This window comes from Myxococcus sp. CA056, from assembly GCF_013336715.1.
GTDB classification, from domain to species: domain Bacteria; phylum Myxococcota; class Myxococcia; order Myxococcales; family Myxococcaceae; genus Myxococcus; species Myxococcus llanfairpwllgwyngyllgogerychwyrndrobwllllantysiliogogogochensis.
In genome coordinates this window covers 39941-55452 of the sequence record NZ_JABUMT010000004.1, presented here as the reverse complement: position 1 = coordinate 55452, position 15512 = coordinate 39941, and the positions used below count along the sequence as shown (strand labels likewise).

The following is a 15512-nucleotide window of genomic DNA, read 5'->3' as shown; positions in this document are numbered from 1 at the left end:
CGCCCGCTCGTTCGGGAGGGTGGCTTGACTCGCACCAGGGTCATCGGTCAGCGTTCCACTTCGTGAACGGCATGCGCCAGGACTTCGCGTGGACCCGGGGACAGACGTCCTCGTCCTTCGCGCGCGCGGCGACCGCTCCCTCCACTCGCACGACGACGACGACCACTACCACCACGACTCCTCGCGGAGCGCGGGAGGTCTAGCTCGGAATCGGCAGTGCTTCCGACCTGGCCCCGCGCTCCCCGGCGCGGGGCCTTTTTCGTTTTCCTCCACCCACCTGGAACGCCATGCAGACCCAGACCTCGACGACGCCCCGCCAGTCCGCAGTCTCGCGCCGCCCCGCCCTCCACGAGGTGCCGTCATGCGCGTGATGAAATTCGGCGGGACGAGCGTGGGCGGCACCGCGCAGATTCGGCGCGTGGTGGACCTGGTGGAGCAGGCCCGCAAGGAGACACGGGTGATGGTGGTGGCCTCGGCCGTCACCGGCATCACCAACCTCCTGGTGGACACGGCGCGGCTCGCGCAGGAGGGCGGCGCGGTGGACGCCGCGCTCTCCCGCTTCGAGCAGACCCACCTCTCCATCGCCCGGGAGCTGGGGAGCGAGCTGGAGGCGCTCGCGCCGCTGGAGCTGGGGCTCGCGGCCATCTCCACCGAGCTGCGCGGCCTGCTCCAGGGCGTGGGCCTCCTGCGCGAGTGCTCCCCTTCCGTGCTCGCCCACCTGTCCGGCCTGGGCGAGCGCGCCTCCTGTCTGCTGCTGGAGGCGCTGATGTCCGCGCGCAAGCTGTCCCCCCACGCGGTGGAGCCGCGCCACGTGCTCATCTGCACGGGAGATCCGCTCCAGGCCACGCCGCGCATGGACGAGATTCGCGCACGCTTCGCCCCGCTGCGCGACGCGAGCGGCCCCGGGTTGATGCTGATGCCGGGCTTCTTCGGCGGTGACGAGCGCGGCAAGACGCTGTCGCTGGGACGCGGAGGCTCGGACTATTCGGCGGCGCTGGCCGCGGCCGCGCTGGATGCCCGGCTCCTGGAAATCTGGACGGACGTGGACGGCATCTTCAGCGCCGACCCGAGGCTGGTCCCCGAGGCCTTCCCCCTGGCGGAGGTGAGCTTCGAGGAGGCGATGGAGCTGGCGTACTTCGGCGCCAAGGTGCTCCACCCCAAGACGATTGCCCCCGCCCGTGAGCGCGGCATCCCCGTGCGCGTGTGCAACAGCTTCCGGCCCGAGCACCCCGGCACCCTGGTGACGGACTCCGCCGCGCCGCCGGACCACCCCGTGCGCGGCCTGTCCTTCCTGCGCGACGTGGCGCTCATCAACATCGCCGGCGCGGGCCTCAAGGGCGTGCCGGGCACCGCCGCGCGCGTCTTCGCGTCCATGGCCCGCACCGGCATCTCCGTGGTCCTCATCACCCAGGGCTCCAGCGAGTGCTCCATCAGCTTCTGCGTGCAGCAGTCGGAGTCCGACGCCGCCGTGCGCGCGCTGGAGACCGAGTTCGAGGTGGAGCGAGAGGCCGGCAAGGTGGACACGATTGAGCGCCAGGGCCAGCTGGCGGTGCTCAGCATCGTCGGCGACGGCATGCGCCACCGCGTGGGCGTGGCCGGCACCTTCTTCAGTGGCCTGGCCGACGTGGGTTGCAGCATCGCCGCCATCGCCCAGGGCTCCAGTGAGCGCAGCATCTCCGCCGTCATCACCGAGGCGGACGGCCCGCGCGCCATGGCCCACGTCCACCACCGCTACTTCGGCACCACGGAGGTGGTGGAGCTGCTGGTGGCGGGCGTGGGCAGCGTGGGCGGGGAGCTGATGCGGCAGATTCGTCAGCAGGCCCCCCACCTGCGCGCCCAGGGCGTGGACCTGCGGGTGTGCGCCATCGCCAACAGCCGCAAGGGCGTCATCGAGCCCGCGGGCATCCCCCTGGAGCAGTGGAAGGAGAAGCTGGAGGCGGGCACCGCGTCCGCGTCGCTGGACTCCTTCCGCGAGCAGGCGCGCGAGAAGCGCCCGGGCCGTCCCATCTTCGTGGACTGCACCAGCAGCGAGGACGTGGCGCTCGCCTACCCGTCCCTCCTGGCCTCGGGGCTCCACGTCGTCACCGCCAACAAGAAGGCCAACGCGGGACGCATGGCCCACTGGCGCGCCATCCGCGAGACGGCCTCGCGCCACCAGCGCCGCTTCCTGTACGAGACGAACGTGGGCGCGGCCCTGCCCGTCATCGACACGCTGAAGAACATGCTGCGCACCGGAGACCAGGTGCACCGCATCGAAGGCATCCTCTCCGGCTCGCTGTCCTTCATCCTCGGCCTCACCGAACAGGGCGTGCCGCTGTCACAGGCGGTGGGCACCGCCATGGAGAAGCGCTTCACCGAGCCGGACCCTCGCGACGACCTGCAGGGCACCGACGTGGCGCGCAAGGTGCTCATCCTCGCCCGGGAGCTGGGACGCGAGGTGGAGCTGGAGCAGGTGGCGCTGGAGTCGCTCCTGCCCGCGGACTTCGACGCGGACGGCCCGCTCGACGCGTTCCTTGAGCGGCTGCCGAGCATCGACGCCGCCTTCCAGCGCCGCGTGGAGCGCCTGCGCGACGAGGGGAAGGTGCTGCGGTACGTGGGCAGCGTCGGACAGGAGGGCTGCGCGGTGGGCTTGAAGGCCGTGCCCCTGGAGAACCCCCTGGCGGCGGTGAAGGGCGGAGAGAACGCGCTCAGCTTCCTCTCCGAGCGCTACAGCCCCACGCCGCTCGTCATCCGGGGCTACGGCGCGGGCGCGGCGGTGACGGCGTCCGGCGTGTTGGCGGACGTGCTGCGGCTGGTGGAAGGCCCGCTGACGTGAGTCCACTGGGGCAGCTCGACGACGAAGCGGGCGCCCCGCCCCGGCTCGCTCTCCACCCACACCCGGCCACCGTGGGCCTCCACGATTTGTCGGGTGATGAAGAGGCCCAGCCCCAGCCCTCCGTAGTTGGGTGAGGCGGCGCGCTCGAAGCGCTCGAAGATGCGCACCTGGGCCTCGCGGGGGATGCCCATCCCCCGGTCCTCCACGCTCAGCCACACCCGCTCGTCGTGGGAGGCCAGCCGCATCCAGATGGGCTGGCCCGCCCCATACTTCACCGCGTTGGTCAGCAGATTCATCATCACCTGCTCCACGCGAAGCCTGTCCCAGCGGCCCGGCAGCGACGGTGGCGCCTCCAACACCAGCTCGCAGCCCGCCTTCTCCAGTTGCTCCCGGAGGTGGGCCGCCACGTCGCGCGCCACCACCGACAGGTCCATCTCCTCCAGGCGCAGCGCGAGCCGCGACTCGTGGATGCGGGAGACATCGAGCAGGTGCTCCACCAGTCGGGACAGCCGGGACAGCTGGCTTTCGCAGACGAAGAGCATGCTGGACAGTCTGGCGGCGAGCGTCGAGTCGGGCCGGGGCCGCGACAGCAGGGCCGCCATCTGCTGCATGCGCAGCTTCATGGACGTCAGCGGCGTCTTCAGCTCATGGGAGGCGATGGAGAGGAACTCGTCGCGGACGCGAATGGCCTCCTGGGACTTGCGGTACAGCTGCGCGTTGTCGATGGCGAAGGCCGCGCGGCGCCCCAGCTCCTCCGCCAGCGCCACCTGGTCCGCGCCGAAGCTTCGCGCGGACCGCGACGTCGACAGGAGCGTCAGCACGCCCAGGCTCCGGCCGCGCGCCTGGAGCGGCACGCTGAGGGAGGGCCGACCGCCCAACGCGCGCACGCGGCGCCACTGCCTCGCATCCAGCCCATCCTTGTCCAGGATGCCCCCAGGCAATCGCGAACACTCCGAGCGCCCCGTCGCCATCACCGCCACCGGGCCCCGGTGGACGTCTGGAAGCAGCGGGTGGGCCGAGAGCAGCGCTCGCACATCCTCGGCCTGCCCGGGCTCTCGGGCCGACACCGCCACCGGACGCAGTCGCCCGCCCTCCCCCGGGATGAAGACGACGCACACGTCCGCCAGCCGGGGCACCGTCAGCTCCGCGACGCGCTGGAGCGTCGTCTCGTAGTCGAGCGACGTGCCCAGCTCGCGACTCGCCTCGGCGAGAAACCGCTGCGCTTCCTCCAGGCGCTTGCGCTCGGTGATGTCCGTGGAGATGCCGCAGACGGCATAGGGCACGCCCAGGGCGTCCATGAGCGGGAACTTCTGGGTGATGTACGTGTGGAGGCCGTCCTCCTGGGGGATGCGCTCCTCCTGGACCAGCGGCATCCGTCGCTGGAGCACCGCGTCGGTCATCCGATGGAAGCCGTCCGCGACCTCCGGCGGGAAGAGGTCGTGGACCTGTTTGCCGATGACGTCCTCGCGGGTGCGGCGGAACATCAGCTCCCACTGCCGGTTGACGAAGACGTAGCGGCCCTGGGTGTCGAGCAGGAAGAAGATGGAGGTGGCGTTGTCCAGGATGGCCCGCAGCTGCTGCTCGCTCTGCAGGAGGGCCTCCTCCGCGCGCTTGCGCTCCGTCACGTCGAGCAGCACCGCCAGCGAGCGGACCCACGCGCCGCTCGAGTCGCGCTCGGCGATGGCGGACAGCAACACATCGAGGTACTCGCCGTTCTTCTTGCGAAGCCGGTACGGGACGTCCTTGCAGAAGCCCGTCGCGAAGAAGGCGGGCAGCACCTTCTCCCGGGCAAGCCGCGTGGACTCCTCGGACAGGAACTCCACCGAGTCGTGGCCCAGCACCTCCTCGCGCCGGTAGCCCAGCGTGGACAGCCAGCAGTCGCTGACGCTGATCAGCCGGCCCTCGCGGTCGATGGAGTGCATCATCACCGGCGTGTTGTTGTAGAGCGTCCGGTGCTTCTGCTCACTCTCGAGCAGGGCCTGCTCGGCCCGCTTGAACTCGGTGATGTCGGTGAAGACGGCGACCCCGCCGCGCGGTGCTCCGCTCGCGTCCCGCACGGGTCGGCAGCTCACCAGCAGCCAGACGCCCGAGGGCTTCTCGGGGTTGCGAAGGAAGATCTCCACCTGACTCATCGACTCGCCCCGGATGGCGCGCGCCAGCGGCAGGTCCTCCGGGGGATACGGCGTGACCTGGTCCGGCAGGAAGAGGCCGAAGTGCGACGACCACTCGGAGAGCGCCGTGCCCGAGGCGTCCACCCCCATCAACTGCGCCGCGGTGGGGTTGATGAAGACGAACCTCCCCTGCTCGTCCGCCACCACCACGCCCTCCGCCATGCTGGTGACGACGGACTGGAAGAAGCTCTCGCCGCCCTCGACAGGCACATCCCTCCCGACGGGGTGAGGCAGGCTCGGACTGTCGGTCGAAGAGGGCATGGCGAGGAGACGATGGGCCAGGGGGTCGCTCGCCCCCCGCGCGCGCGACGCCTGCGTGAACGATGCGCGCGCCCTGCTCCAACGCCAACCCACACCTGGGTCCGAGGCGAGGCCGGCCTGCCTGCCTGCCGAGCCTCGAGGACGGGCCCGCACGCCCGGACGCTCCCGGCCAGAGTGCACACCCTTCCCCGACAATTCGCGGCTCACGGGCCGCATCCGCCCTCCAACGTTTGAAGTTCCAGGAGGACCCGCCGAGAATGCCCGCCACCCATCGAAAGCGAAAGGAAGGGGGAGGACGGAATGTACGTGTCTCGCAAATCGGTCTGGGGCCGCACCAGCGCGATGCTGGCGCTCGCGCTCAGTCTCACCATGTTCGGCTGTACCGACAACGGCAACGACGACGAGCCCGACGGCGGAGGCAATCCCGATGCGGGGGTGCCCGAGCCCGATGCGGGCCCGCCGATCACCGCCACCCTCACCGGCAGGGTGACGTACGACTTTGTTCCGGCCATTCTCACGACCACGCCCACCCGTGGCGGCATGCTGGCCTTCGCGCAGACGAGCGTGCGGCCCGTGCGCAACGCCACCGTCCAGGTGATGCGGGGCACCACCGTGCTCGGCACGGCGACCACGGACGAGGACGGCCGCTACCAGCTCACCTACACCGCCGGCACCGGCGCCAACCTGACGCTCGCGACCCTGGCCAAGACGACCACGCCCGCCATCCAGGTGGAGGACAACACGGCGCGCAACGCCATCTGGGCCGTGTCCGCCACCATCACCGGCGGCACCACGAGCAGGGATTTGCACGCGGGCCACGGTTGGACGGGCTCCTCCTACAACCCGAGCCAGCGTGTCGCGGCGCCCTTCGCCATCCTGGACAGCATGTACACCGCGTCACGGGCCTTCCTCGCCGTGCGCACGGTCCCCTTTCCACCGCTCAAGGTGAACTGGAGCCCGAACAACATCGCGGAGCGCAACAACAGCGGAGACACCTCCACCGGGCAGATTGGCACCTCGCACTTCTCGCCCTCGGAGAACGAAGTCTACGTGCTGGGCAAGGAGGGCGCGGACACAGACGAGTTCGACAACCACGTCATCGTCCACGAGTGGGGGCACTACTTCGAGTCCAACCTCTCCCGCTCGGACAACCCGGGCGGCCAGCATATCGGCGGCGACGTGTTGGATCCGCGCATCGCCTTCGGCGAGGGCTACGGCAACGCGCTCTCCGCCATCCTCCTGCCGGACCCCCTCTACGTCGACACCTCCTGGGGAGCAGGCCGGCAGACCGCCTTCGGCTTCGACATGGAGACGGCGGCCGCGGACGACCCGACGCCAAGCGTCTTCTCCGAGTTCAGCGTCATGCGGCTGCTCTATGACATCTTCGACGCCTCGAGCGCGGCCGAGGCTTCGTATGACCAGGTGAACATCGGTCTCGGCACGTTGTACGACGTGCTGGTGGGACCGCAGAAGACGACGCCCGCGCTGACGACCATCGGCTCCTTCATCCACGGGCTCAAGGCGCAGCCGGGCGTCAACGCGGCGGCCCTGGACACGCTCGCGGCCCACTACCAGATCGGCTCGATTCGCTCCGCCTTCGGCGAAGGCGACACCCAGTTGGCGGCCATGTACACCACGGTGTCGTCGCTGCCGTACAACGCCAACGGCACCCTCACGGGCGGCAAGCCCTCCAACCAGCAACAGCAGAACCGGTACTACGTCTTCAACGGCACGGGCAGGACGGTGATCGTCTCCGCCAACTCGACCGAGGACGTGGGCATCCAGGCCCTCCAGCAGGGCACCCGAGCGGGCTTCGCCGACGACTTCCTCAGAGGCACGGAGTCCTTCCGCTTCTCCAGCCAGGCGGACCGTCAATACGTGCTCATCGTGACGGGCTTCAAGGACAGCACGGGCACCTACAACTACTCCGTCTCCATCACCAGCCCATGAACGGACCTCGCCTCTTTCAGTCTCCCCCAGGAGTTCTCATGAATCGCATCGCACCCGCGCTCCTCTCCGGCCTCCTCGCGCTCGTGGCGCCGGTGGCCTGCACGTCTCCCGCGAAGAGCAGCCCCGCCGGGAGTGGCACGGCGGACACCGCGTCGCAGGCGAACGGGGCCACCACCGGCAAGATCAGCGCGCCCGTGGAGGTGGGCGCCAGTCTGGCCGGCGACAAGGCCACCGTCACCCTGCGCTTCCAGGGCCCCGCGGACGACGTCCAGGTGGACATCTCCGGCCTGGACGGGCTGCGCGTGACGAGCGAAACCACGCCCATGCGGGGCGCCCGCTTCGAGCAGGCCACCACCACCACCCTGGACGTGGACTTCACCCCGGGCGACGGGCGCTCGCTCCTCGTCGTCGCCATCAGCGGCACCTTCCGAGGCGCTCCGATGACGAAGGTGGCCACCTTCTCCGTGGGAGAGCCCAGCGTGCAGCAGCAGAAGACCACGGGTGACGTGGTGACGGGCGACGACGGTCAGCCCATCAAGCTGATGCCCTCGTCCGACTCCGCGCGGTAGCTCACGTGCGGCGGGCCTGGACGGGCCCTGAAAAGAACCGCGGGGAGCGCGCCCCCTCGACGCGCTCCCCGCCGTATGGACTGCTCGAATTCGAACTTCCGGTCCAACGTCGGGCACGCCCCTCGGCATGCCCTCCGGAAGCCACGCCCCTCCCCAGGGGCGCCCCCTCATAAGGTCAGAGGCGAGCCCCCCGGCGCGCCTCGTCCCCCCTCGAACGCAGTGCGTTCGAAAACTCGAGTGCCGGCAAACCGCCCGGACACTCCCCCCAACCGCCCTTCAGACGCTCTGCGTCTGAACCCCTTGGACACCCCGGCTCTGCCCGGGTGTCCCCACCTTTCGAAATATCCAAACGCGACGGGTCCAAATCCTTGAGCGCGGGATTTCCGCGGCGATTTTCAGCCCGGGGGGTTCAGTCGCGGCGGCGCTTGGCGCGAGAGACTTCCCAGCCAATCATCGTGCGGCCCTTTTCGAACTTGCGCTGCTCACGCTGCGCGGCGGGGCTCGCCTGGCGCGACTGGAACGCCTTCTCCTTCTGGAGCTTCTCGAAGCTCGAGAGCCGCTCCTCGGGAAGTGTTCCGGCCTTGACGGCGGCGCGCACGGCGCACCCCGGCTCGCCCTGGTGGGTGCAGTCGTTGAAACGGCACCCTTCCGCCAGCTCGAGGATGTCGGCGAAGGTCTGCTCGATGCCTTCCTCCTCATCCCCCATCAGCCCCAGCTCGCGCATCCCAGGGCCGTCGATGAGCAGTGCGCCGTGGGGCAGGAGGAACAGCTCGCGGTGCGTCGTCGTGTGACGCCCCTTGTCATCCTCCACGCGAACCGACTGGGTGGCCAGGCGCTCTTCGCCCAGCAGCCGGTTGACGAGGGTGGACTTGCCCACGCCGGAGGAGCCCAAAAGCGCGCCCGTCTTGCCGGAGGGCAGCAGCGCCCGCACCGCGTCGAGCCCCTCGCCAGTCCATGAGCTCAGCGCGAGCACGGGGACCCCGGGGGCCAGTGCCTCCACGGCCTGGACGAGCGACGTCGCGTCGTCGTGGAGGTCCACCTTGGTGAGCAGCACCGCGGGGGTGGCGCCGCTGCTCCAGGCCAGGGTGAGCGCGCGCTCGATGCGGCGGGGGTTGAAGTTCGAATCCAGCCCGGCGACGAGCAGCACGACGTCCAGGTTGGCGGCGATGAGCTGGCCGCCGCCCTGCTCGCGGCCGACCTCCCGGCGCACGAGCAGGCTTTTGCGCGGCAGGACGGCGTGCAGCATTCCCTCCCCTTTTCCGGGAGGCATGAGCATCGCGACCCAGTCCCCCACGGTGGGCAGCGACTCGGCGCCGGGGGCCTGGTGGAGCAGCTTTCCCGCCGTGCGCGCCCACAGGGTGCGCTCGGCGGTCTGTACGGAGACGAGCCCTCGGTGCTGGCGCACCACGCGGCCGGGGACGAGGGGCAGAGGGGACGACGCGACGACGACGGAGAAAGCCTGGGCCAGCTCGGGCCCCCAACCAAAGGTTTCAAGTGACACGTGGAAAGACTCCGGACAGAGCGGTGCCTGCGGCGCACCTCGGTTCTTCAGGGGCACCCGGGGGGACGTGGACCGCGCTGTGACGGGCCTTCACGCCGGCCTTACCAGGCCCGCGTCCTCCGGGTGAACAGGACTCCCACCGCGGCAAGATGAATGTCGGCGTGCATGGGGCCTCCAGGGGACACGCGGGACGACGACGACCGTCGTCCGGCGCCCCCTGCATATCAACGAGGCCCGCCCCGTGCACGGGGGATGTCGTGGGGGGCGGGTGGTACAAAACGTCCCGCCCGTCGTCTCGGTAGAGAAGGCCGCGGACACACGAGCCTGGGAACGCCGATGCGCGAGGACTACGAGGCGGAGCTGCGGGCGGTGCTCTTCGAGGGCCTGCTCTCGGACAGCGAAGTGGAGGCGCTGCGGGCGGAGGCCCTGCGACGCGAGGCCGCGCCCCTGGAGCTGTTGCGGGAGCGGGGGCGACTGTCCGAGCACACGCTCGCCTCGCTGAGGAGCGCGTCGCGCGCGGCCCTCCAGGGCGCGCTGGTGGGCGCCCCCACCGCCACCGGCCATGTGGGGCCCCCCAAGGCGCTGGAGCCGGAGCCGGAGCCTGGCTTCCCCGTGCCGGGCTGGGAGCGCTACGCGCCCATCCGCTTCCTGGGACAGGGCGGCATGGGGCGCGTCTTCCTGGTCCAGGACCCGGTGCTGCGTCGCCCCGTGGCGCTCAAGTTCGTGAGGGACGACGACTCGGACCGGGCGCGGCACTTCGTCGCCGAGGCGCAGGCCCAGGCACGGGTGGACCACGAGCGGGTGTGCAAGGTGTACGAAGTGGGCCAGGTCCAGGGCCGCGCGTACATCGCCATGCAGTACGTGGACGGCCAGCCCCTCCACCAGCTCGCGGGCGTGCTCAGCCTGGAGCAGAAGGCGCTCATCCTGGCCCAGGCCGCCGAGGGCGTGCACGCCGCCCACCGCGCGGGCCTCATCCACCGGGACCTCAAGCCGTCCAACATCCTGGTGGAGCGCACGGCCGACGGGCAGTGGAAGCCGTACGTCATGGACTTCGGCCTCGCCAGGGACCCGGGAGAAGGGGCCACCGCCACGGGCTCCATCCTCGGCACGCCGCACTACATGGCGCCGGAGCAGGCGCGCGGAGAGGTGAACCGCCTGGACCGCCGCGCGGACGTCTATGCCCTGGGCGCCACGCTCTACGCGCTCCTGGTGGGCCAGCCGCCCATCCCCGGGGGCAACGCGCTGGAGGTGCTCAGCCGCATCCCCACCGAGGACCCCACACCGCCTCGTGTGCTCGCGCCGGAGGTGCCCGCGGACCTGGAGGCCATCGTCCTCAAGTGTCTGGAGAAGCAGCGCGCGGCCCGCTACGACTCGGCGCGCGCGCTCGCGGAGGACCTGCAACGCTTCCTCGACGGGGAGCCGGTGCTCGCGCGCTCGGTGGGGACGGCCTGGAGGCTGGCGCGGCTGACGCGCAGGCACTGGCGGGGGCTGCTGCTCGCGGCGGTGGCGGGCCTGTTGATGTTGCTGGCCGGAGTGCAGGCCGTGCTGGCCCGCCGGGACGCGGACGTGCGCGAGCACCTGGCGCGGCGATTCTCCGAGCTGGCCGAGCACGTCGAGTCCCGCGCGCGCTACACCGCATTGGCGCGACTGCACGACACCCGGAATGAGCGGCACGTGCTGGAGACGCGCCTCCAGGACATCGCGGGGGAGATGCGCGATGGCGGCGAGCACGCGCTCGGGCCGGGCAACGAGGCGCTGGGCCGGGGCTGGCTGGCGCTCGGAGAACCGGCGCGGGCCCGGGAGCACCTGGAGGCCGCGTGGAAGCATGGCACCCGCACGCCTCGCGTCGCGTGCGCGCTGGCGCTCGCGCTCGGGCAGCTCTACCAGGAGCGGCTGCGCGCCTACGAGCACCTGCCCGCCTCGGAGCGACAGGCGCGGCGGCGCGAGCTGGTGACGCTCTACCGGGAGCCCGCGCTGGCGTGGTTGCGACAGGGCAGCGGCGCCGACCTGCCCCCGGCCGAGTACGTCGCGGCCCTGCTCGCGTACCACGAGGAGCGGTACGAGGACGCGCTGGAGCGGCTGGATGCGCTGGGAGACCGGCTGCCCTGGTTCTTCGAGGCCCCGCTCCTGAGGGGTGACGTGCTGGTGGCGCGCGCCACCGGGCACTGGGACGCGGGACGTCGCGAGCGCGCGCAAGAAGACCTGGAGGCGGCGAGGAAGGCCCATGTCCGCGCCGCGTCCCTGGCGGAGAGCCTGCCGGAGTCACACCTGGCCCTGGCCGGCGTCGAGCAGGTGGCCCTGCGCATGGGCCTGTATGGCCAGGGTGACGTGACACCGCACATCGAGCGGGCACTCGAAGCCCTGGAGCGCGCGCTCACAGCGTCGCCCCGACACCTGCCGTCCCTGGTGCGCAAGGCCCACCTCCATCGCAGGCTCGCCGAGTTCCGGAGCCGACAGGGTGGCGACGCGGAAGCCGCGCTCCAGGCGGCGCTGAAGGCGGCCCGGGCCGCGCTCGACGTGGACCCCGTGAGCAGCGAGGTCCGCCACGCGCTGGGGCTGGTGCTCTGGCAGCGCGCCCGGATTCAACAGGCGCGCAGCGAGGACCCCCGGGAATCGCTGAAGCAGGCCATCGAGGCCTTCGACGGCGTGGCGCTCCAGGAGCGCGGCTACGACTACCACTCCAACCTGGGCCTCATCTTCAAGGTGTGGGCGGACCACGAGGACGCGGTGGGCGAGGACTCGCTCGGCCATCGCAAGCGCGCCATCGACGCGTACCTCACCGCCATCCGCATCGACGAGGCGCTGCCCGACGCGTGGATCAACCTGGGCAGCGCCTGGTTCAAGCGCGCGTCGAACCCTCGCAACCCCGACGCGGACGCGGACCTGGAGCGCGCGCGACAGGCGCTGGAGAAGGCGCGGACGCTCAATCCCCGCAACCTCGTCAGCCACTTCTACGAGGCCCAGGTCCACGCGCTGCGCGCCACGCGACTGCGCGACGGTGGAGGCGACGCGAGTCCTTCCCTGGACACCGCGCTCGCGTCGTACCGGAGCGCGCTGGCCCTCAACGCGGACGTGCCCCAGCTCCACGGGGGCGTGGGGCTGGTGCACCTGGAGCGCGCGCGGGCCGCGTGGCTTCGCGGCGAGGCCCCCTTCCCCGCCCTGGACGAAGCGCATGCATCCTTCAGCCGCGCCCTGGCCCTGGCCCCGAAGCAGGGCCTGCCGCACAGCAACCTGTCGGAAGCCCACGCCACCCGCGCGGCCCATCGCCTGGCCCGGGGAGAAGACCCGCGAGACGACGCCCGCGCCGCGCAACGCGAGGCCCGCGCCGCGCTCGCGCTCCAGCCGGACCTTTCGACGGCCTGGGCCAACCTGGGACAGGCCCACCGGGTGCTCGCCGCCTTCGCGCTGGAGCGAGGCACAGACGCCAGGCCCGAGCTCGACGCCGCCGAGCAGGCCCTGGGTGAGGCCCTGCGACGCAACCCCCGGGACGAGGAAGCGCTGCGCTACGCCGCGGAGGCTCGCGGCCTGAGCGCGGCCTGGAGTGTCCTCCACGCGAAGGACTGGGAGGCCGCCTTCACTCGCGCCGAGCAGGCCCACGAGGCCGCCCTCGCCGTCAGCTCCCGTCCCCACGATGACCGGCGCGCACTGGCGCGGCTCCACCTGGACTGGGCGCTGGCGCGGCGGCTCGCGGACAAGGACCCTCGCGAGGTGCTGGAGCGCGGCCTGTCATGGGTGGCCCCGGTGCTGAAGGCGCGCCCCCACGATGAAGAGGCGCGCGCGCTGCATGCGGCGCTGGAGCTCACCCAGGCCCGGGCCTTCCCGGCCGAGCATCCCGGTCAGCAGGCACGCGCGCGGGAAGCCCTGTCGAGCGCGCTCACCGCGCGCCCCCTGCTCGCTCGGACCTGGGCGCCCCTGCTCACGGAGCCGGGCCGCTCCCGCGCGACGCCTCCGTGAAGAGCTGGAGCGTCACTCCTCCTCGGGCTCGTTGGGATCCCTGACCACTTCCAGGTCCCCGGGCTGGCCCTCGCCCGTGTCGGTCGAGACGACGAAGGGGTAGTCCTTCCAGACCGCATTGCGACGGACCCTGCGGCACCAGCTCGACATGGGCCCCGCCACCAGCTTGATGTCGTCCTTGTTGTAGTTCTCGAAGATGGCGTCGGCGCCCTCTCCATGGAACTTGAGCAACGCCCAGGGGACACCCGGGGCGAGCTGAAACTTGAGCAGGTGTCGCTGCCAGACGCAGCTTCGGGGAGGCGTCACGGGGTCGGCCCCCAGGGAGATGGTGATGAAACACAGCGTCCCCTCCTCGGGCTTGGGGCACCCCCCGTCCACCATGGGACAGGGCACGGCATGGAGCTTGGCGCAGGCGGAGGCGTCGTATTCCGCCTGGGACTGCACACCCCGCGCATCGACCTCCGCGGGCCCCGACGTGTCGGGCGCGCAGCTCCACCCCAGCGACAACATGACGACGCCCAGCCAATGCTTCCAGTGCCCATCCATGGTGCAAGCCTCCCCGCCACGTCGCTTGGGATGCGCGGGACTGGCCCGACCCGGACGGTGGCCCGTGGAGCTTGCCACGCCCCACGGCTTCATGACTCGGGAGGCTCGAGGCCCAGCTCCCTGACCCGCCGCTGGAGGGCGCGACGGGACACCTCCAGCTTCCGCACCATGGCGTCCAGGTCGCCACCGCAGGCCTGGAAGCAGCGGGTGATTTCCTCCGCGCCCAGGTCCTTCACCGTGCGGATGTGGGGACTGCGGTCGACGAGGTTGTAGAGCGACGCCCGGGTGATGCCGAGCTTCTCCGCCGTGTTCTTCAAGTCCCAGGAGCACTCGCGCAGCGCCTCCAGCAGCTCGGGCTCCGTCACGTCCGAGGGCTTGCGACGGGCAACGGGCGTGGGCTCATGGATTGGCGCCTCCTCGCCCGAGGGCTTCGGTGCCAGCTCCGCCTCCAGCGTGGCGTCCACCTGGAGGCGAGCCTGCCCCCGGCCACTGATGACGAGCTGGCGGGCCACGTTGCGAAGCTGGCGGACGTTGCCGGGCCAGTCGTGCCGCAGCAACCGTGACGCCAGGGCGGCCGGCAGCCACGGCTCCGCATAGGGGTCCGTGGGCTCCAGGCGCCAGGCCTCCCCCAGCCCCTCCAGCTCCACCCGCGCGAAGTGGTGGAAGAGCAGCGAGATGTCCTCCCGCCGCTCGCGCAGCGGGGGCATCTGGATGGAGTAGCCGGAGAGCCGGTGCAGCAGGGGCGCCCGGAAGCGGCCCTGTTCGATGAGGTCCTCCAGGGGCGCGTCCGTCGCCGCCACCAGTCGCACGTCCGTGGCGATGGGAGTGTGCGCGCCCACCGGGTACACCTCCCCCGTCTCCAGCACGCGCAAGAGCGCCACCTGCACTTCGGCGGGAGCCTCGCCCACCTCATCCAGGAACAGCGTGCCGCCGTGCGCGGCGCGGAAGAAGCCCTCGCGGCTCTGGGACGCGCCGGTGTAGGCGCCCCGCTGCGCGCCGAACAACTCCGCCGCGGCGAGCTCGCGGGCCAGCGTGCCCAGGTTGACGCTGACGAAGGGCCCCTTGCGACGGGGGCCGCGCTGGTGGAGCGCGCGCGCGACCAGCTCCTTGCCCGAGCCCGTCTCGCCCCGGATGAGCACCGGCACGTCCAGGTCCGCCACCTGGCGGACGCGCGTGCGCACCCGGCCCAGCGCGGAGCTCTGCCCCACCATGCCCAACGTGTCCGCGGACCGCTCCTCGTCCACCGCCACCCGGTGCAACAGCAGCACCACGCGCCCGGCCAGCTCCAGCGTCACCCCCGCCGCGAGCGCCTCCGGTCGGAAGTCCCAGCTCACCCCTGGCACCCCGCCCACCATCACCTGGGTCCCCTCGGCATCCCCTTCCAGCCGGACACCACCCTCCGGACGCGGGAGGAAGCGCAGGGGACGGCGGCTCACGAACGGGTCCGCCAGCGGCCGGCCAATCACTTCCCCCACGCGGGTGAACAGCGGCTCGTTGCGCGACAGGGCCACCTCCTTGCCGCGCGCCAGGGACTCCAACACGAACCGCTCCCCCACCCGCGAGGCGAGCGGATGGGAGACCAGCGTCAGCGCCGGCAGGTGCGCGGTGGCCTGCGAATCACCGCCTTGCCGCTGAGGACTCGCGGTGGAGACGTCGTCGAGGAGTCTCTGCTTCATGAGGGGGACGCTCGGAGCCAGGGCCCGCGTTCTCCCTCAGGCTACACGAGCCCGGAGCGCGACGGACCG

The 15512-nt window shown here is 71.5% G+C and carries 8 protein-coding genes; 4 read left to right on the top strand and 4 right to left on the bottom strand.

All coding sequences use genetic code 11. The features are described 5' to 3' along the window. The first annotated feature begins 361 nt into the window (after window positions 1-361). The gene (gene thrA / locus HUA76_RS18840; protein WP_174461675.1) at window positions 362-2815 is read left to right on the top strand and encodes a bifunctional aspartate kinase/homoserine dehydrogenase I; all 2454 of its coding nucleotides are present in this window, start codon (window positions 362-364) and stop codon (window positions 2813-2815) included. Here thrA and HUA76_RS18835 read toward each other — a convergent pair. Then, a complete protein-coding gene (locus HUA76_RS18835; protein WP_174458459.1) occupies window positions 2737-5247 on the bottom strand; it encodes a PAS domain S-box protein in 2511 nt (836 codons plus the stop codon). The two genes, thrA and HUA76_RS18835, sit on opposite strands and share 79 nt — an antisense overlap. 300 nt (window positions 5248-5547) lie before the next feature. Here HUA76_RS18835 and HUA76_RS18830 point away from each other — a divergent pair, with 300 nt between their 5' ends. Together HUA76_RS18830 and HUA76_RS18825 are read left to right on the top strand one after the other, a co-directional pair. After that, window positions 5548-7197 carry a hypothetical protein gene (locus tag HUA76_RS18830; protein WP_174461674.1) on the top strand — a complete coding sequence of 550 codons (1650 nt, stop codon included), beginning with the start codon at window positions 5548-5550 and terminating at the stop codon, window positions 7195-7197. 38 nt (window positions 7198-7235) lie between these two features. After that, window positions 7236-7766 (top strand): hypothetical protein, encoded by a 531-nt coding sequence (locus HUA76_RS18825; RefSeq protein WP_174458461.1) that lies wholly within the window; start codon window positions 7236-7238, stop codon window positions 7764-7766. 409 nt (window positions 7767-8175) lie between these two features. On the opposite strand, the gene rsgA is transcribed toward HUA76_RS18825, so the two are convergent. Next, a complete protein-coding gene (gene rsgA, locus HUA76_RS18820) occupies window positions 8176-9267 on the bottom strand; it encodes a ribosome small subunit-dependent GTPase A (RefSeq protein ID WP_174461673.1) in 1092 nt (363 codons plus the stop codon). 336 nt (window positions 9268-9603) lie between these two features. Here rsgA and HUA76_RS18815 point away from each other — a divergent pair, with 336 nt between their 5' ends. Continuing rightward, window positions 9604-13221 (top strand): serine/threonine-protein kinase, encoded by a 3618-nt coding sequence (locus HUA76_RS18815; protein ID WP_174461672.1) that lies wholly within the window; start codon window positions 9604-9606, stop codon window positions 13219-13221. A 12-nt stretch (window positions 13222-13233) separates the two neighbouring features. Here the strand turns inward: HUA76_RS18815 and HUA76_RS18810 are convergent, their stop codons facing one another. Together HUA76_RS18810 and HUA76_RS18805 are read right to left on the bottom strand one after the other, a co-directional pair. Beyond that, window positions 13234-13767 carry a hypothetical protein gene (locus HUA76_RS18810; RefSeq protein ID WP_174461671.1) on the bottom strand — a complete coding sequence of 178 codons (534 nt, stop codon included), beginning with the start codon at window positions 13765-13767 and terminating at the stop codon, window positions 13234-13236. Between the two features lie 89 nt (window positions 13768-13856). Then, complete coding sequence (locus HUA76_RS18805; protein ID WP_174461670.1) at window positions 13857-15443, bottom strand: sigma 54-interacting transcriptional regulator; 1587 nt, start codon at window positions 15441-15443, stop codon at window positions 13857-13859. Window positions 15444-15512 lie beyond the last annotated feature (69 nt).

Coding starts and splice junctions, on each gene's coding strand:
- HUA76_RS18825 (WP_174458461.1), top strand. CDS start 7,236: ATGAATCGCATCGCACCCGCGCTCCTCTCCGGCCTCCTCGCGCTCGTG.
- HUA76_RS18830 (WP_174461674.1), top strand. CDS start 5,548: ATGTACGTGTCTCGCAAATCGGTCTGGGGCCGCACCAGCGCGATGCTG.
- HUA76_RS18810 (WP_174461671.1), bottom strand. CDS start 13,767: ATGGATGGGCACTGGAAGCATTGGCTGGGCGTCGTCATGTTGTCGCTG.
- thrA (WP_174461675.1), top strand. CDS start 362: ATGCGCGTGATGAAATTCGGCGGGACGAGCGTGGGCGGCACCGCGCAG.
- HUA76_RS18835 (WP_174458459.1), bottom strand. CDS start 5,247: ATGCCCTCTTCGACCGACAGTCCGAGCCTGCCTCACCCCGTCGGGAGG.
- HUA76_RS18815 (WP_174461672.1), top strand. CDS start 9,604: ATGCGCGAGGACTACGAGGCGGAGCTGCGGGCGGTGCTCTTCGAGGGC.
- HUA76_RS18805 (WP_174461670.1), bottom strand. CDS start 15,443: ATGAAGCAGAGACTCCTCGACGACGTCTCCACCGCGAGTCCTCAGCGG.